A 17,488-nucleotide genomic window follows, 5' to 3' on the forward strand; every position below is an offset into this window, starting at 1 on the left:
GCATTTACCGTTGCGGGACATGGCCCGCCTGTTAAAAGCGCACTCCCGAACAGTCCTTGGCCAGGAAGTCGAGGGCGGCTAGTTGTTGATAAGTTCTGCGGCAACCGCCGCCAGATCGTCAAAAATCAAGGTGCCTACCGGCAGGTTTTTCGCCTGGGTCTTTTCGCCTTTCCCGGTCTTTACCAAAACTGGCTGAGAGTCGACGGCTTTGGCCGCCTCCAGGTCACCGAGGCTGTCCCCGACGAACCATATCCCAGCCAAGGGCACCTTGTAATGTTCTGCAATGGTTTTCAACATGCCAGGCTTGGGTTTGCGGCAATCGCATCCCTCATCCGGCCCGTGAGGGCAGTACACCACCAGCCCCACTTCCCCGCCCTGCTCCGCCACCAGTGTGCGCAAGCGCGCGTGCATGGCGTCCAGGGTGGCGATGTCGTAATAGCCGCGGGCGATGCCGGACTGGTTGGTGGCGATGGCCACCGTCCAGCCGGCTTTGCTCAACTGCGCGATGGCCTCGATCGAACCGGGCAGTGGAATCCATTCCGCCACCGACTTGATGTAAGCGTCGGAGTCGTAGTTGATCACCCCGTCCCGATCGAGAATCAGCAGTTTCAACATGGTCAGCTCAGCGTCGAAATGTCAGCGATGTTGACGAACAGGCCACGCAGACGCGCCAGCATGGCGTAGCGGTTTTTCCGCACGCCGGCATCTTCGGCATTGATCATCACCGCTTCGAAGAACGCATCCACCGGCTCACGCAAGGTCGCCAGGCGTGCCAGGGCTTCGGCGTAATTGCGTTCGGCGATCAGCGGCTTCACCGCGTTCTCTGCCTTGGCAATGGCTGAGTTCAGCGAGAACTCCTTGGCGTCGGCAAACAGGCCTGGGTCGACATCGGCGTTGCCCAGGCCTTCGGCCTTGCCCAGCAGGTTCGACACTCGCTTGTTCACAGCGGCCAGGGCGTCGGCTTCCGGCAGCTTACGGAACGCCTGTACGGCTTGTACGCGCTGATCGAAGTCCAGTGCCGAACCCGGTTGCAGGGCACGTACCGACAGGTAGACGGAAACGTCCACGCCTTCGTCTTCATAACGCGCACGCAGGCGGTCGAACACGAACTCCAGCACTTGCTCGGCCAGGCCGGCTTGCTTGACCTTGCCACCGAACTGGCCGACCGCGAACACCACGGCCTGGGTCAGGTCGAGGTCGAGCTTCTTGTCGATCAGGATACGCAGCACGCCGAGGGCCGCGCGACGCAGGGCATACGGGTCTTTGCTACCGGTAGGCAGCATGCCGATACCGAAGATACCGACGAGGGTATCCAGCTTGTCGGCGATGGCCACGGCCGCACCGGTCAGGGTGGTCGGCAGCTCGGCGCCGGCGCCACGCGGCATGTACTGCTCGTTCAGCGCCAGCGCGACATCGTCCGCCTCGCCATCGTTGAGGGCGTAGTAGTAACCGGCAACGCCCTGCATCTCCGGGAACTCGCCGACCATTTCGGTGGCCAGGTCGCACTTGGACAGCAAGCCTGCACGCGCAGCCCAGGCGGCATCACCGCCGATGCGTGGGGCAATGTAGGCCGCCAGCTTGGAAACGCGCACGGCCTTGTCGTAGACGCTGCCGAGTTTTTCCTGGAATACCACGTTCTGCAGGCGCAGGTTGAAGTCTTCGAGTTTCTGCTTCTTGTCTTGCTTGAAGAAGAACTCGGCGTCAGTCAGGCGCGGACGCACGACTTTCTCGTTACCGGCGATGATCTGCTGCGGGTCCTTGCTTTCGATGTTGGCCACGGTGATAAAGCGCGGCAGCAACTTGCCGTCCACGTCCAGCAGGCAGAAATACTTCTGGTTGTCCTGCATGGTGGTGATCAGCGCTTCCTGCGGCACATCGAGGAAACGTTCTTCGAACGAGCACACCAGCGGCACCGGCCATTCAACCAGCGCGGTCACTTCGTCGAGCAGGCTTGGCGGCACGATGGCGGTGCCTTCCTGCAGGCGGGCGAGTTCTTCGGTGCGCTTGCTGATCAGCTCGCGACGCTCGTTGGCATCGGCCAGCACGTAGGCAGCACGCAGATCGGCGGCATAGTTAGCCGGCGAAGTGATGCGCACCGCTTGTGGATGGTGGAAGCGATGGCCACGGGAATCACGGCCAGCTTTCTGGGCGAGGAGGGTGCAATCGATGACCTGGTCACCGAGCAGCATCACCAGCCACTGGGTCGGGCGTACGAACTCTTCCTTGCGCGCGCCCCAGCGCATGCGCTTGGGAATCGGCAGGTCGTTCAGGGAGTCTTCGACGATGGTCGGCAACAGGCTGGCGGTGGGCTTGCCTGTGATGACCTGGCTGAAACGCAGTTTCGGACCGCTCTGGTCGATCTCGCTCAGCTCCACACCGCACTTCTTGGCGAAGCCCAGTGCGGCTTGGGTCGGGTTGCCTTCGGCGTCGAAAGCCGCCTGGCGTGGCGGGCCGTCGAGGTTGATGCTGCGGTCCGGCTGCTGGGTTTCCAGCGCGGTCAGCAACACGGCCAGGCGGCGCGGCGCGGCGTAGACTTTCTTCGCTTCAAACTTCAGGCCGGCGCTCTGCAGGCCTTTTTCGATACCGGCCAGGAACGCATCGGCCAGGGTATTGAGTGCCTTGGGTGGCAGCTCTTCGGTGCCCAGTTCAACCAGGAAATCTTGAGCACTCATTGTGCAGCCTCCAGCTTAGCCAACACTTCATCACGCAGGTCCGGGGTGGCCATCGGGAAGCCCAGCTTGGCGCGAGCCAGCAGGTAGGCTTGGGCGACGGAACGCGCCAGGGTGCGTACACGCAGGATGTATTGCTGGCGCGCGGTTACCGAGATGGCACGGCGGGCGTCCAGCAGGTTGAAGGTATGGGAGGCCTTCAACACCATTTCATAGCTCGGCAACGGCAGCGGCTGGTCGAGTTCGATCAGGCGCTTGGCTTCGCTTTCATAGAAGTCGAACAGTTCGAACAGCTTGTCGACGTTGGCGTGTTCGAAGTTGTAGGTCGATTGCTCCACTTCGTTCTGGTGGAACACATCGCCATAGGTCACTTTGCCGAACGGGCCGTCAGCCCACACCAGGTCGTAGACCGAATCCACGCCCTGCAGGTACATGGCCAGGCGCTCGAGGCCGTAGGTGATCTCGCCGGTCACCGGGTAGCACTCGATGCCACCGGCCTGTTGGAAGTAGGTGAACTGGGTGACTTCCATGCCATTGAGCCAGACTTCCCAGCCCAGGCCCCAGGCGCCGAGGGTGGGCGACTCCCAGTTGTCTTCGACGAAACGGATGTCGTGCACCAGCGGGTCGAGGCCCACGTGCTTGAGCGAGCCCAGGTACAGTTCCTGGAAGTTGTCCGGGTTCGGCTTCAGGACTACCTGGAACTGATAGTAGTGCTGCAGACGGTTCGGGTTTTCGCCGTAGCGGCCGTCAGTCGGGCGACGACTGGGCTGCACATAAGCGGCGTTCCAGGTTTCCGGGCCGATGGCCCGCAGGAATGTAGCGGTGTGGAAAGTGCCGGCGCCTACTTCCATATCGTAGGGCTGAAGTACCACACAACCTTGCTCGGCCCAGTATTGCTGGAGGGCGAGGATCAAGTCTTGGAAGGTACGCACGGCTGGCGTAGGCTGGCTCACGAAATTCACCTGTTACTTGGGCTGCGATTTAAAGAGCGGGAGTATACCCGATTCGGCCGCGCCACCATCCCCTGGAGCCTTATGCCACGCTGCTTTTGGTGTTCTGAAGATCCGCTGTACATGGCTTATCACGATCAGGAGTGGGGAACGCCGCTGCGCGATGCGCAGGGTTTGTTCGAGTTGCTTTTGCTCGAAGGGTTCCAGGCGGGCCTGTCCTGGATCACCGTTTTACGCAAACGCGAGCATTATCGAAAGGTCTTGTTTGGTTTTGATGCCCGGCGTCTGGCACAGCTGACCGATGCCGAGATCGAAGCGCTGATGCTTGACCCTGGCATTGTGCGTAACCGCCTCAAGCTCAACGCCACCCGGCGCAACGCCGCAGCCTGGCTGGCGCTTGAAGATCCGGTGGGGTGGCTCTGGTCGTTTGTCGGCGGCGTGCCCAAGGTCAACCATTTCAAGGACCGCAGCGAAGTGCCTGCGATTACGCCGGAGGCTGAAGCCATGAGCAAAGCACTCAAGAAAGCCGGCTTCACCTTTGTCGGCCCGACCATCTGTTACGCGTTCATGCAGGCCTCGGGCATGGTCATGGACCACACCCAGGACTGCGACCGTTACGCGGACTTGGCCAACGCCGGTTAGAATGGCGGCTTTGCGCACCACACACGATCAGGAGTGACCTGTGGAAAAGTTTAAAGGCGCCTTGCTGGTAGGCGCTCTTCGGTTGTTTGCCCTATTGCCCTGGCGCGCGGTTCAAGCGGTCGGCACGGCCATCGGCTGGATCATGTGGAAAACCCCTAACCGCTCCCGTGACACGGTGCGGATCAACCTCTCTAAATGCTTCCCGGACATGGACCCCGCCGCGCGCGAGCGCCTGGTTGGCCAGAGCCTGAAGGACATCGGCAAGTCCCTTACCGAAAGCGCCTGCGCCTGGATCTGGCCGGCCCAGCGCTCCATCGACCTGGTGCGTGAAGTCGAAGGCCTTGAGGTGCTGCACGAAGCCCTGGCCTCGGGCAAAGGTGTGGTCGGCATCACCAGCCACCTGGGCAACTGGGAGGTGTTGAACCACTTCTATTGCAGCCAGTGCAAACCGATCATTTTTTACCGCCCGCCCAAGCTCAAGGCGGTGGACGAGTTGCTGCGCAAGCAGCGCGTACAACTGGGTAACCGCGTGGCGGCGTCCACCAAGGAAGGCATCCTCAGTGTGATCAAGGAAGTGCGCAAGGGCGGCCAGGTAGGTATTCCGGCCGACCCGGAGCCGGCCGAGTCCGCAGGGATCTTCGTGCCGTTCTTCGCCACCCAGGCGCTCACCAGCAAGTTCGTGCCGAACATGCTCGCCGGCCACAAGGCCGTGGGGGTGTTCCTGCATGCGCTGCGGCTGCCGGACGGTTCGGGCTACAAAGTGATCCTGGAAGCGGCGCCGGAAGACATGTACAGCACCGACACCGCCACCTCCTGCGCGGCGATGAGCAAAGTGGTGGAGCGTTATGTCGGCGCCTACCCGAGCCAGTACATGTGGAGCATGAAGCGCTTCAAGAAACGCCCGCCGGGTGAAGAGCGGTGGTACTGACCCCACTGCTGACTAAATGTGGGAGGGGGCTTGCCCCGATAGCGGTGGTTCAGTCAACTATGCATTGGCTGACACACTGCTATCGGGAGCAAGCCCCCTCCCACATTTTCGATCTGCTTAGCTTTGGCGGTCGAGTTTCTTCAGGAACACCGTCATTTCTTTCTCGGCCTGCTTGTCGCCATGGGCCTGGGCCGCTTCGATGCCCTTCTCCCACGCCTGTCGCGCCGCGGCGTTATCACCCTGCCCCAGCTGCGCCTTGCCCAACAACTTCCACGCCGCCGAATACTTCGGATCGAACTCGACGCATTTGTGCAAATGCTCCGCCGCCTTGGCATTGTCCTTCAGGTCCAGATAACCCTTGCCCAGCCCAAAGCGCAGCAGGGAATTATCCACACCCTTGGCGAGCATTTTTTCCAGGGATTCGAGCATGTCGGTCACTCCCGTTGATCAGAAAAAGCTCAATCCCACGTGGAACAGCTTCTCCACATCGCGGATATGTTTTTTATCCACCAGGAACAGGATCACGTGGTCACCCGTGGCGATCACCGTATCGTCGTGGGCGATGATCACTTCCTCATCACGAATGATTGCGCCAATGGTGGTGCCCGGCGGCAGGCCTATATCGCGGATGGCCTTGCCGATCACTTTGCTCGACTTCGAATCACCGTGGGCAATCGCCTCGATGGCCTCCGCCGCCCCCCGGCGCAGGGAGTGCACGCTGACAATATCGCCACGACGCACGTGGGCGAGCAAAGTGCCGATGGTGGCCAACTGTGGGCTGATGGCGATGTCGATATCGCCGCCCTGGATCAGGTCGACATAGGCCGGGTTGTTGATGATGGTCATGACCTTCTTGGCCCCCAGCCGCTTGGCCAGCAAGGACGACATGATGTTGGCCTCGTCATCGTTGGTCAGGGCCAGGAAGATATCCGCGTCGGCGATGTTTTCTTCCATCAGCAGGTCGCGGTCCGAGGCACTGCCTTGCAGTACGACCGTGCTGTCCAGGGTGTCGGACAAATGCCGGCAGCGTGCCGGGCTCATCTCGATGATTTTCACCTGGTAGCGACTCTCGATCGCTTCGGCCAGGCGCTCGCCAATCTGCCCGCCGCCGGCGATGACGATGCGTTTGTAGCTCTCATCGAGCCGACGCATTTCACTCATGACGGCACGAATATTCGCTTTGGCAGCGATGAAGAATACTTCGTCATCGGCCTCGATCACCGTATCGCCCTGGGGCAGGATCGGCCGGTCACGTCGGAAAATCGCGGCTACGCGGGTTTCCACATTCGGCATGTGTTCACGCAGTTGACGCAATTGCTGACCCACCAGCGGTCCACCGTAGTAGGCCTTCACCGCCACCAGTTGCGCCTTGCCGCCGGCGAAGTCGATCACCTGCAAGGCGCCCGGGATTTCGATCAGGCGCTTGATGTAGTGGGTGACGACCTGTTCCGGGCTGATCAGAACGTCCACGGGGATGGCGTCGTTATCGAACAGGCCGGCGCGGGTCAGGTAGGCGGCTTCACGCACCCGGGCGATCTTGGTCGGGGTGTGGAACAGGGTGTGGGCGACCTGGCAGGCGACCATATTGGTCTCGTCGCTGTTGGTGACCGCGACCAGCATGTCGGCGTCGTCGGCACCCGCCTGACGCAGCACGGTGGGAAACGACGCCCGGCCTTGTACGGTGCGGATATCCAGGCGGTCGCCCAGGTTGCGCAGGCGCTCGGCATCGGTGTCGACCACGGTGATGTCATTGGCTTCACTGGCCAAATGTTCGGCCAGTGTGCCGCCAACCTGCCCTGCTCCAAGGATGATGATTTTCATCCGGTCACTCCCTTAAACCCGTTCAGCCGCGCGCGGCGGCGATCTTGATCAGTTTGGCGTAGTAGAAACCATCATGCCCGCCTTCCTGCGCGAGTAACTGGCGGCCATGGGGCTGCTTGATACCAGCTGCCGTGGCGAGGTCCAGTTCCCGCGCGCCGCTGGTGCGGGCGAGAAAGGCTTCGATCACCTCGGTGTTTTCGGTGGGCAAGGTGGAGCAGGTGGCGTAAAGCAGGATGCCGCCGACTTCGAGGGTCGGCCACAGTGCGTCGAGCAGTTCGCCTTGCAGCACCGCCAGGGCGGTGATGTCGTCGGGTTGGCGGGTGAGCTTGATGTCCGGGTGACGGCGGATCACACCGGTGGCGGAACACGGCGCGTCAAGCAGGATGCGTTGGAACGATTTGCCGTCCCACCAGGTGGCGGTGTCGCGGCCGTCGGCAGCGATCAGCTCGGCGCTGAGGCCCAGGCGTGCGAGATTCTCCCGTACACGCACCAGACGCTTGGCTTCCAGATCGACCGCCACTACACCGGCCAGGTCCTTTTCAACTTCGAGGATGTGACACGTCTTACCGCCTGGAGCACAGCAGGCGTCCAGTACACGCTGACCGGGAGCCAGGTCGAGCAGGTCGGCGGCCAGTTGCGCGGCTTCGTCCTGCACACTGATCCAGCCTTCGGCGAAGCCCGGCAGGCTGCGCACGTCGGTGGCCGCTTCCAGCACAATGCCGTCGCTGCTGTACACGCAGGGCGTAGCGTTAATACCTGCGCTCGTCAGCAAGTGCAGATACGCATCACGGCGGTGATGGCGGCGGTTGACCCGCAGGATCATCGGCGGGTGCGCGTTGTTGGCCGCGCAAATGGCTTCCCATTGCTCGGGCCAGAAGGCCTTCAGGGATTTTTGCAGCCAGCGCGGGTGAGCGGTGCGCACCACCGGGTCATGTTCCAACTCGGCCAGCAGCGCTTCGCTTTCGCGCTGGGCGCGGCGCAGTACCGCGTTGAGCAGGGCCTTGGCCCAGGTTTTTTTCAGCTTGTCGGCGCAACCGACGGTTTCACCGATGGCGGCGTGGGCCGGCACGCGGGTGTAGAGCAGCTGATAGAGACCGACCAGCAGCAGCGCCTCGACATCAGCATCGGCCGCCTTGAACGGTTTTTGCAGCAGCTTGGCTGCCAGCGCCGACAACCGTGGTTGCCAGCGGGCGGTGCCGAAGGCCAGGTCCTGGGTGAAACCACGATCGCGGTCTTCGACCTTGTCCAACTGCGTGGGCAGCGAACTGTTCAGCGAAGCCTTGCCGTTGAGTACGGCGGCCAGGGCCTTGGCGGCGGCCAGACGTGGGTTCATTGGGTTGCCACCCCGAGGATCGTGCCCAGGGAAAATTTCTCACGGCGACTGTTGTACAAATCGCTGAAATTAAGCGCCTTGCCACCGGGCAATTGCAGACGGGTCAGGCACAGCGCCTGTTCGCCGCAAGCGACCAGCAGCCCCTCCTTGCTGGCACCGATGATTTCACCGGGTGTGCCTTTGCTGTCGGCCAAGGTCGCGGCCAACACTTTCAAGGCCTCGCCATTGAGGGTGCTGTGGCAGATCGGCCACGGGTTGAAGGCACGCACCAGGCGTTCCAGCTCCACAGCCGGGCGGCTCCAGTCGATGCGGGCTTCGTCCTTGTTCAGCTTGTGGGCGTAGGTGGCCAGGCTGTCGTCCTGCACCTCACCTTGCAGGGTGCCAGCGGCGAGACCGGCAATGGCCTGGATCACGGCGGGCGGGCCCATTTCGGCGAGGCGGTCGTGCAGGCTGCCACCGGTGTCTGCGGCCGTGATCGGGGTGGTGACTTTGAGCAGCATCGGGCCGGTGTCCAAACCCGCCTCCATGCGCATCACCGTCACGCCGCTTTCGCTGTCGCCTGCCTCCACGGCACGTTGGATCGGCGCCGCACCGCGCCAGCGTGGCAGCAGTGAGGCGTGGCTGTTGATACAGCCTAGGCGTGGAATATCCAGCACGACCTGGGGCAGGATCAAACCGTAGGCCACCACCACCAGCAAGTCCGGTTGCAGCGCCGCCAGTTCAGCCTGGGCCTCGGCGTTGCGCAGGGTCGGCGGTTGCAGCACGGGGATGTTGTGCTCAAGCGCCAACTGCTTGACCGGGCTTGGCATCAGTTTTTGCCCCCGACCGGCCGGGCGATCCGGCTGGGTGTACACCGCGACGATGTCATAAGGGCTGGCAAGCAGGGCCTTGAGGTGTTCGGCGGCAAATTCAGGCGTGCCGGCAAAAACAATGCGCAATGGCTCGGTCATGGGAGGTCTCGGTTAAAAGCAGTCACAAAAGAAAAAGGCTTGCCGCAGCAAGCCTTTGGAAGGAGGGCATCAAGCTTGCTGGCGATGCTTTTTTTCCAGCTTCTTCTTGATCCGGTCGCGTTTGAGCGTGGACAGGTAATCGACAAACAGCTTGCCGTTGAGGTGGTCGCATTCGTGCTGGATGCACACGGCCAGCAGGCCTTCGGCAATCAGTTCGAACGGCTTGCCATCGCGGTCGAGGGCCTTGATCTTCACGCGCAGCGGGCGCTCGACGTTCTCGTAGAACTCCGGTACCGAGAGGCAGCCTTCCTGGTATTCGCCCATCTCGTCGGTCAACGGTTCGAACTCGGGGTTGATATACACCCGTGGTTCGCTGCGATCTTCCGACAGGTCCATGACCACGACGCGCAGATGCACGTTGACCTGGGTGGCGGCGAGGCCGATACCAGGCGCTTCATACATTGTTTCAAACATGTCATCGACCAGCTGACGAACCTTGTCGTCCACTACGGCCACCGGCTTGGCGATTGTGCGCAGGCGCGAGTCGGGGAATTCGAGGATGTTCAAAATAGCCATAAGCGTAATTGCTGCACATGTGAGGTAAAGGCAAATCGGCGGTGGGAATGGACCCATACGGCCGGTGTGAAACGCCCGAAAGCCGCGAAGGCCCTGGCATTTCACGCGAACGCACATAATAAAGGAGATTCACCCCATGAGGAAATCGCTACTTATCCCCCCGTTTCGAGACTGCCCCTCGACCGTAATAAATAGCCTCCTAAATAAGTTACCAACAGAGTTATCCACAGCTTGTTCCGGTCAAGGATGATCAGATGCTTTCGAAAAACTGCAATGAAATTTCCCCTTCAGAACTGGAAGCCCGCCTACGCCTGCACAGGCTGCCGGAGGTAGGCCCGAAGCGTTTTCGGTTGTTGATCGAAGCGTTCGGCAGCGCTTCAAAGGCCATCGGTGCCCCGGCCAGCGCGTGGCGCTCCTTGGGGTTGTCACCCATCAGCGCCGATGCCCGCCGTAGCCATGAGATCCGCGACGGTGCCAGTCAGGCGTTGGCCTGGTTGGAACGTCCGGACCAGCATTTGCTGATGTGGGACCAACCTGAGTACCCGGCACTGCTCGCCCAGATAGATGACGCCCCGCCGCTTTTATTTGTCGCCGGCGACCCCGGGATCCTGGAAAAACCGCAACTGGCGATGGTCGGCAGCCGCCGTGCATCCCGCCCCGGCATGGACACAGCCGCTGCATTTTCCCGCAGCCTGGCGAGCGCCGGTTTTGTCATCACCAGTGGCCTTGCGCTGGGTATCGACGGTGCGGCCCATCAAGCCGCTTTGGATGTGGGGGGGCATACAATCGGCGTACTCGGCACGGGCCTGGAAAATCTTTATCCACAGCGCCATCGACGGCTTGCGGCGGCGATGATTGCCCAAGGCAGCGCAGTGGTTTCCGAGTTTCCGCTGGACGCCGCGCCCCAGGCCGGTAACTTCCCCCGGCGCAACCGCATCATCAGCGGCCTGTCCCTGGGCGTGCTGGTGGTGGAGGCCAGCATGGCCAGCGGCTCGCTGATCACTGCCAAGCTCGCGGCCGAGCAAGGGCGCGAGGTGTATGCAATCCCGGGCTCCATCCATCATCCCGGGGCCAAGGGGTGTCACCAGTTGATCCGTGATGGTGCGATGCTGGTGGAAACCATTGAACACATCCTCGAAGGCTTGCGTGGTTGGCAGGCATTGTCGCGCCCGGCGCCGATGCCTGTGATACATCCGTTGGTGGCGCTGTTGCACGCGGCGCCCCATACCAGCGAAGCCCTGGCGCTGGTCAGTGGGCGGCCGTTGGCCCAGGTGTTGGCGACCCTCACGGAGTTGGAACTTGAAGGCCTGGTGATCTGCGAAAGCGGGCGCTGGCTTGCGCGTGGCCAGCTTTTGTAGCGGCCAGCTTTTTGGAACTAGGTTTTGTAAAGAAGATCGGTAAACTGCCCAGAGCTTTAGTCCGGAGAGTGAACAATGGTCAACAGGTGGCGTGTGCTGGAAGCCGCACGAGAAATTCGCGCAGGCGCGGTGATTGCCTATCCAACCGAAGCGGTCTGGGGCCTGGGTTGCGATCCATGGAACGAAGAGGCGGTGGATCGGCTGCTGGCGATCAAGAACCGTTCGGTGGACAAGGGCCTGATCCTGGTGGCAGACAATATTCGCCAATTCGACTTTCTGTTCGAAGACTTCCCGGATACCTGGATCGAACGCATGGCCAGCACCTGGCCCGGACCGAATACGTGGCTGGTGCCGCATCAGGATTTGTTGCCGGAATGGGTCACCGGTGTGCACGACACGGTGGCGCTACGGGTGAGCGATCATCCGCTGGTACGGGACTTGTGCGCGCTGGTGGGACCGTTGATTTCCACCTCAGCCAACCCCCAGGGCCGCCCGGCGGCGCGCACGCGGATTCGTGTGGAGCAGTACTTTCGCGGGCAGGTGGATCTGGTTCTGGGTGGTGCCCTGGGTGGGCGCAAGAACCCGAGCCTGATTCGCGATTTGGCAACGGGTGAGGTGGTGCGGCCTTCCTGAGACCGCGTCGCGCCTATCGGGGGCAAGTGGAATCGTTGCACCGCCCCCGAAGAGGCCCTCAAGGCAACAGAATGGTCGACCCAGTGGTACGCCGCCCCGACAACTCCGTCTGTGCCTTCGCCGCGTCCGCCAGCGAATACCGCTGGTTGATATCAATGCGCACCTTGCCGCTCTTGATCATCGAAAACAGATCATCCGCCATCACCTGCAAGTTCGCCGGATTGTTGGCGTAGGTCGCCAGGGTCGGCCGTGTCACGTACAGCGAGCCTTTGGCCGCGAGTATCCCCAGGTTCACCCCATCCACCGCGCCCGACGCGTTGCCAAAGCTCACCACCAGGCCACGTGGCGCCACGCTGTCCAATGAGGTCAGCCAGGTGTCTTTGCCGACGCCGTCGTAGACCACAGGCACCTTTTTGCCGTCGGTCAATTCCAGCACGCGCTGTGCGACATTTTCCTTGCTGTAGTCGATGGTTTCCCACGCGCCGAGAGATTTGGCCAGGGCGGCTTTTTCTGGCGAGCTCACGGTACCGATGAGCTTCACGCCCAGTGCCTTGGCCCATTGGCAGGCCAGGGAGCCCACGCCACCGGCGGCGGCGTGGAACAGGATGGTCTCGCCACCTTTGAGCTCATAGGTCTGGCGCAGCAGGTATTGCACGGTCAGGCCCTTGAGCATGGCGCCGGCGGCTTGTTCGAAGCTGATGTCGTCCGGCAGGTGTACCAGGTTGGCGGCAGGCAGCACGTGCAATTCGCTGTAGGCCCCGAGTGGGCCGCTGCCGTAGGCCACGCGGTCGCCGACTTTAAATTGCGTGACTTCGCTGCCCACCGCATCAACCACCCCGGCGCCTTCTGCGCCCAGCCCCGATGGCAGGGCCGGCGGCGCGTAAAGGCCACTGCGGAAATAGGTATCGATGAAATTCAGGCCAATCGCCTCGTTACGCACTCGAACCTGCTGCGGGCCCGGCTCTGCCGGTGTGTAGTCCACATATTCAAGTACGTCGGGGCCGCCATGGGCGCTGAACTGGATACGTTTGGCCATCTGCACTTCTCCTGAGGTCGAATTCGCGTAGCCCCCTATCGGACTCCTAAGCTTGATCTTCGTCAACTGTGGCGCTCCTAAGTGCAGTGCTATGTGCAGTGCTATCTAAGCGCAGTGGTATCCTGTGCGCCCATTTGCCGCCGACGCCCTGTGGCTTCGCGTAGCTTTGCCCGATTCAAGGTGATGTCATGACTACTCGCACCGAGGCTGTCAAAGCCTACCTGCTCGACCTGCAAGACCGCATTTGCAGCGCCCTGGAAACCTTCGAGACGGACACTCGCTTTATCGAAGACGCCTGGACCCGGCCTGCCGGCGGCGGCGGTCGCACCCGTGTGATCGAGAACGGCTCGGTCATCGAAAAGGGCGGCGTTAACTTTTCCCACGTGTTCGGCAGCGGCCTCCCACCGTCAGCCAGTGCGCATCGCCCCGAGCTGGCCGGTCGCGGGTTTGAAGCCCTGGGCGTGTCGCTGGTGATTCATCCGCACAACCCACACGTGCCGACGTCCCACGCCAACGTGCGTTTTTTCATCGCTGAAAAAGAAGGCGAAGAGCCGGTGTGGTGGTTCGGTGGCGGCTTCGACCTCACGCCCTACTACGGCAACGAAGAAGACTGCATTCACTGGCACCGCGTGGCCGAGCAGGCCTGCGCGCCGTTTGGCCCGGACGTTTACTCGCGCTACAAGGCCTGGTGCGATACCTACTTCCACATCAAGCACCGCAACGAGCCCCGTGGTATCGGCGGCCTGTTCTTCGACGACTTGAACGAGTGGGACTTCGACACCTGCTTCGCCTTCATCCGCGCCATCGGCGACGCCTACATCGACGCCTACCTGCCGATCGTGCAACGTCGCAAAGCCAGCGCGTATACCGAACAGCAACGCCAGTTTCAGGAATTCCGTCGCGGCCGCTACGTTGAATTCAACCTGGTCTACGACCGTGGCACCCTGTTCGGCCTGCAATCGGGCGGGCGTACCGAGTCGATCCTGATGTCGCTGCCGCCCCAGGTGCGCTGGAGCTACGACTGGAAAGCCGAGGCCGGCAGCGAAGAAGCACGCCTAACCGACTACTTCCTGCAAGACCGCGATTGGCTGGGCATCGCCGCGCCTAAGGCGGCTGTTTGATGGATCGTTATGTGGTGTTCGGCAACCCCATCGGCCACAGCAAGTCGCCGCTGATTCACCGTATGTTCGCCGAGCAGACTGGCGAACAACTGGACTACAGCACCTTGCTCGCGCCGCTGGAGGATTTCACCGGCTGTGCCCGTGAGTTTTTCCAACAGGGCCGAGGTGCCAACGTCACCGTGCCGTTCAAGGAAGACGCCTATCGCCTGGCCAACAGCCTCACCGAACGCGCCCAGCGCGCCGGGGCGGTGAACACCTTGAGCAAACTCGCTGACGGTACGTTGCTCGGCGACAACACCGACGGCGCCGGCCTGGTGCGTGACCTGGCGGTAAACGCCGGCTTGAATCTGCAAGGCAGACGCATCCTGTTGCTGGGCGCGGGTGGCGCGGTAAGGGGCGCGTTGGAGCCGTTGCTGGCTGAACGGCCCGCTTCGTTGATCATCGCCAACCGCACCGTGGAAAAAGCCGAATTGCTCGCCGAGCTGTTCGACGACCTGGGCCCGGTGTCCGCCAGTGGTTTCGACTGGCTGCGTGAGCCGGTGGACGTGATCATCAATGCCACGTCCGCCAGCCTGTCAGGCGATGTACCGCCGATTGCCGGCAGCCTGATCGAACCGGGCAAGACGTTTTGCTACGACATGATGTACGCCAAGGAACCGACTGCGTTCTGCCGTTGGGCCAGTGAGCAAGGCGCAGCCGTGGCGATGGATGGCCTGGGCATGTTGGTGGAGCAGGCGGCCGAAGCGTTCTTTCTGTGGCGTGGTATTCGTCCGGATTCGGCGCCGGTGTTGGCTGAACTGCGCCGGCAGTTGGCGCAGTAATCAATCTTCAAACTGGATGGGGCATTTATCGGCCCCCTCCAGTTTTTTCAACTCGTCCACCACCTGCGGCCTGGCGCGGCGCAATGTCAGGCTACGGCCCAGCCCGCTTAAACGACGCGCCTCCTGGTGCAGCATCTCCACCCCGGAATAGTCGATAAAGTTGATCTGCTGCGCCTCGATCACCACCCGTTCACCCTGCAAGCTTTGCAGGCGTACTTGCAGGTAATGGCTGGCGCCAAAGAAGATCGACCCACCGACGCGCAACACATCCTCTTCCCCATCACGCCATTGCTGTACCCGTGGCTGCGACGTGCGCTTAAGGTAGAAAAACAACGACGCCAACACCCCCGCATAAATCGCCGTTTGCAACTCCAGCAACAAGGTGGCGACACAGGTCAGGCTCATCACTACGAACTCTGCGCGGCTCACGCGGAACAACGCACGAATACCCCGACGATCCACCAGGCCCCAGGAAATCAGCAAGATGCTGGCGGCCATGCTCGGGATCGGAATATGTGCGATCAATGCGGCGCCAAACAGCGCAAACAATGCCACCCATACTGCGGAAAACACCCCGGCCAACGGCGAACAGGCGCCCGACTCATAGCTGAGGCCGGAGCGGGTGAACGACCCTGCCGACAGATACCCGGAGAAAAATCCGCCAACGATATTGGATAAACCCTGGGCGCGAACTTCCTGGTTGGCATCGAGCAATTGTTGCGAACGGGCCGACAGCGAACGGGCAATCGACAGGCTGGTCACCAGCCCCAGCATGCCCACCGCAACGGCGCTGGGCAGCAGGCGCAGGATCATGTCCGGATCCAGCGGCAGCGGGCTGAACGGTGGCAGCTTGCCGATAAACGAACTGACGAGCGCCACATGCCCGAACATCGCCGGCCATAGCCACGTTGCCAGGCTACCCAGGGTCAGTGCGATCAGTAGCGTTGGCCAGCGAGGCACAAGGTATTTGAGCAACGCGCCCACCAGCAAAGTACCGAGTCCAAGGGCGAGGGAGGCGTGGTCCCACTCGCCAGCGTGGTCGATCAGCGCCAGCAGGCTATTGATCGCTGTGGCCTGGCTCGGTAAATCCAGGCCAAGCAGATTGGGCAGCTGCCCGAGGGCGATCACCACGGCGGCACCGAGGGTGAAACCCAGCACCACCGAATGCGAGACGAAGTTCACCAGCGCGCCAAAGCGCAGCATGCCCAGCAGCCACTGGAATACCCCGGCGAGGAATGTCAGCAACAGGATCAGGGTGATGTAGTCCTGAGACCCCGGCACGGCCAACGGGCTGACGCTGGCGTACAGCACGATGGAAATCGCTGCCGTGGGGCCACAGATCAGGTGCCAGGATGAACCCCACAGGCACGCGATCAGCACCGGGATGATGGCGGCATACAGACCGTACTCCGGTGGGAGACCGGCGATCAGCGCGTAGGCAATCGACTGGGGCAGCGCGAGCACGGCACCGCTGAGGCCGACCAGCGCGTCCCGGCCGACGCTGGCGCGGGTTTGACGCGGGAGCCAGCGGAGGAAGGGGAAGAGTGTATGGCGGTTGGGCCGGGGCATTTATAACTCGGCTGAAAAGGTTTGACTCAGGGTATCAGTACACACTGGTCCTTGCGGGAGGGGGCTTGCTCCCGATATAGGTGGACCCGTCTAAATCTCTCTGACTGGCACTCCGCTATCGGAGCAAGCCCCCTCCCACATTGGAATAGCGCAAGGCCCTAGAGTTTGGCCTTTACTGCCGGCAACGCGTCCTTGCCATCCACGGTTTTCACACCGTCGAGCCATTTGTCCAATACAGCCGGGTTCGCCTTGATCCACGCCTTCGCCGCGTCGGCATTGCTGACCTTGTTGTTGGCCACCTCAGCCATGATGCTGTTCTCCATCTCCTGGGTGAAACTCAGGTTGGTCAACAGTTTGCCAACGTTAGGGCAGGCCTGCGCATACCCTTTGCGGGTCAAGGTATACACACTGCCGGTGTCACCGAAGTATTTCTCGCCGCCTTTGAGATAGTGCATTTTCAGTTGCACGTTCATCGGGTGCGGTGTCCAGCCGAGGAAGGTGACGAATTTCTGCTTCTTCACCGCCCGTGACACTTCCGCCAGCATTGCCTGCTCGCTGGACTCGATCAGCTTCCACTGGCCAAGGTCGAAGTCATTCTTCTTGATGATCTCCTGCAGCGAGATATTTGCCGGCGCGCCCGAGCCGATGCCGTAGATCTTCTTGTCGAACTTGTCGGCGAATTTGTTCAAGTCGGCAAAGTCATGCACCCCGGCATCCCACACATAATCCGGCACGGCGAGAGTGAACTCGGTGCCGTCGAGGTTCTTCGCCAACTGCACCACATCGCCGTTGGCCACGAACTTGTCGTAGAAGCCCTGCTGCGCCGGCATCCAGTTACCCAGGAACACATCCACCTGGCCGTCCTTGAGCCCGCCGAAGGTGATCGGCACCGCCAGGGTGTCGACCTTGGCCTTGTAGCCCATGCCGTTCAGCAGGAAACCGGTAATGGCGTTGGTGGCGGCAATGTCGCTCCAGCCTGGATCGGCCATCTTCACGGTCTCACAGCGGGTGTCCGCATACGCATTGGCACTACTTAGCACCAACATGCCCACTACTGCAGTTAACTTTTGCATGGCCTTCC

At 61.7% G+C, this 17,488-nt stretch carries 17 protein-coding genes; 6 read left to right on the forward strand and 11 right to left on the reverse strand.

All coding sequences use genetic code 11. The annotated features are described in order from the left end of the window. Window positions 1–78 precede the first annotated feature (78 nt). The 3 genes from gmhB to glyQ are packed head-to-tail and all read right to left on the reverse strand — an operon-like array spanning window position 79 to window position 3,622. Entirely contained in the window at window positions 79–615 is a 537-nt protein-coding gene (gmhB, locus tag BFQ01_RS21595) for a D-glycero-beta-D-manno-heptose 1,7-bisphosphate 7-phosphatase (protein ID WP_012721458.1), read from the reverse strand. A 2-nt stretch (window positions 616–617) separates the two neighbouring features. After that, window positions 618–2,672, reverse strand: coding sequence for a glycine--tRNA ligase subunit beta (gene glyS, locus BFQ01_RS21600; protein WP_065926815.1), 2,055 nt, complete (start codon window positions 2,670–2,672; stop codon window positions 618–620). After that, window positions 2,669–3,622, reverse strand: coding sequence for a glycine--tRNA ligase subunit alpha (glyQ, locus tag BFQ01_RS21605; protein ID WP_003187265.1), 954 nt, complete (start codon window positions 3,620–3,622; stop codon window positions 2,669–2,671). Before glyQ ends, glyS begins: the two co-directional genes overlap by 4 nt. An 81-nt stretch (window positions 3,623–3,703) precedes the next feature. On the opposite strand from glyQ, the gene BFQ01_RS21610 reads away from it, so the two are divergent. Next, the gene (locus BFQ01_RS21610) at window positions 3,704–4,261 is read left to right on the forward strand and encodes a DNA-3-methyladenine glycosylase I (RefSeq protein ID WP_065926816.1); all 558 of its coding nucleotides are present in this window, start codon (window positions 3,704–3,706) and stop codon (window positions 4,259–4,261) included. Between the two features lie 40 nt (window positions 4,262–4,301). Further along, a complete protein-coding gene (locus tag BFQ01_RS21615; protein WP_012721461.1) occupies window positions 4,302–5,189 on the forward strand; it encodes a lysophospholipid acyltransferase in 888 nt (295 codons plus the stop codon). Between the two features lie 117 nt (window positions 5,190–5,306). Here BFQ01_RS21615 and BFQ01_RS21620 read toward each other — a convergent pair whose 3' ends face one another. The 5 genes from BFQ01_RS21620 to def all read right to left on the reverse strand — a co-directional run bounded on the left by BFQ01_RS21620 (window position 5,307) and on the right by def (window position 9,869). Further along, window positions 5,307–5,618, reverse strand: coding sequence for a tetratricopeptide repeat protein (locus BFQ01_RS21620; RefSeq protein WP_065926817.1), 312 nt, complete (start codon window positions 5,616–5,618; stop codon window positions 5,307–5,309). An 18-nt stretch (window positions 5,619–5,636) separates the two neighbouring features. Beyond that, a complete protein-coding gene (gene trkA, locus BFQ01_RS21625) occupies window positions 5,637–7,010 on the reverse strand; it encodes a Trk system potassium transporter TrkA (protein ID WP_027608153.1) in 1,374 nt (457 codons plus the stop codon). A 22-nt stretch (window positions 7,011–7,032) separates the two neighbouring features. Continuing rightward, on the reverse strand, window positions 7,033–8,343 hold the full coding sequence (gene rsmB / locus BFQ01_RS21630) for a 16S rRNA (cytosine(967)-C(5))-methyltransferase RsmB (RefSeq protein WP_065926818.1): 1,311 nt from the start codon (window positions 8,341–8,343) through the stop codon (window positions 7,033–7,035). Then, entirely contained in the window at window positions 8,340–9,293 is a 954-nt protein-coding gene (gene fmt / locus BFQ01_RS21635) for a methionyl-tRNA formyltransferase (RefSeq protein ID WP_065926819.1), read from the reverse strand. Before fmt ends, rsmB begins: the two co-directional genes overlap by 4 nt. A gap of 69 nt (window positions 9,294–9,362) precedes the next feature. Then, entirely contained in the window at window positions 9,363–9,869 is a 507-nt protein-coding gene (gene def / locus BFQ01_RS21640; RefSeq protein ID WP_005783383.1) for a peptide deformylase, read from the reverse strand. Window positions 9,870–10,123: 254 nt separating this feature from the next. Here def and dprA point away from each other — a divergent pair, with 254 nt between their 5' ends. Together dprA and BFQ01_RS21650 are read left to right on the forward strand one after the other, a co-directional pair. Next, on the forward strand, window positions 10,124–11,227 hold the full coding sequence (dprA, locus tag BFQ01_RS21645; RefSeq protein WP_065926820.1) for a DNA-processing protein DprA: 1,104 nt from the start codon (window positions 10,124–10,126) through the stop codon (window positions 11,225–11,227). Between the two features lie 75 nt (window positions 11,228–11,302). Then, a complete protein-coding gene (locus BFQ01_RS21650) occupies window positions 11,303–11,860 on the forward strand; it encodes an L-threonylcarbamoyladenylate synthase (RefSeq protein WP_027608149.1) in 558 nt (185 codons plus the stop codon). Between the two features lie 58 nt (window positions 11,861–11,918). On the opposite strand, the gene BFQ01_RS21655 is transcribed toward BFQ01_RS21650, so the two are convergent. Next, window positions 11,919–12,896: a quinone oxidoreductase family protein gene (locus tag BFQ01_RS21655; protein WP_065926821.1), complete on the reverse strand. Its 978-nt coding sequence runs from the start codon at window positions 12,894–12,896 to the stop codon at window positions 11,919–11,921. 188 nt (window positions 12,897–13,084) lie between these two features. Between BFQ01_RS21655 and hemF the strand changes: the two genes are divergently transcribed. Together hemF and aroE are read left to right on the forward strand one after the other, a co-directional pair. Next, on the forward strand, window positions 13,085–14,017 hold the full coding sequence (gene hemF, locus BFQ01_RS21660) for an oxygen-dependent coproporphyrinogen oxidase (protein WP_065926822.1): 933 nt from the start codon (window positions 13,085–13,087) through the stop codon (window positions 14,015–14,017). Further along, window positions 14,017–14,838, forward strand: a complete 822-nt coding sequence (aroE, locus tag BFQ01_RS21665) for a shikimate dehydrogenase (protein ID WP_065926823.1) — start codon at window positions 14,017–14,019, stop codon at window positions 14,836–14,838. The genes hemF and aroE overlap by 1 nt, the downstream gene beginning before the upstream one ends. Here the strand turns inward: aroE and BFQ01_RS21670 are convergent, their stop codons facing one another. Together BFQ01_RS21670 and choX are read right to left on the reverse strand one after the other, a co-directional pair. Beyond that, window positions 14,839–16,407, reverse strand: a complete 1,569-nt coding sequence (locus BFQ01_RS21670; protein WP_065926824.1) for a SulP family inorganic anion transporter — start codon at window positions 16,405–16,407, stop codon at window positions 14,839–14,841. It abuts the gene before it with no gap. A gap of 158 nt (window positions 16,408–16,565) precedes the next feature. Continuing rightward, window positions 16,566–17,480 carry a choline ABC transporter substrate-binding protein gene (gene choX, locus BFQ01_RS21675; protein ID WP_065926825.1) on the reverse strand — a complete coding sequence of 305 codons (915 nt, stop codon included), beginning with the start codon at window positions 17,478–17,480 and terminating at the stop codon, window positions 16,566–16,568. Window positions 17,481–17,488 lie beyond the last annotated feature (8 nt).

Origin of the sequence: Pseudomonas sp. 8 R 14 (assembly GCF_900005955.1) — a bacterium.
Classification (GTDB): domain Bacteria; phylum Pseudomonadota; class Gammaproteobacteria; order Pseudomonadales; family Pseudomonadaceae; genus Aquipseudomonas; species Aquipseudomonas marginalis.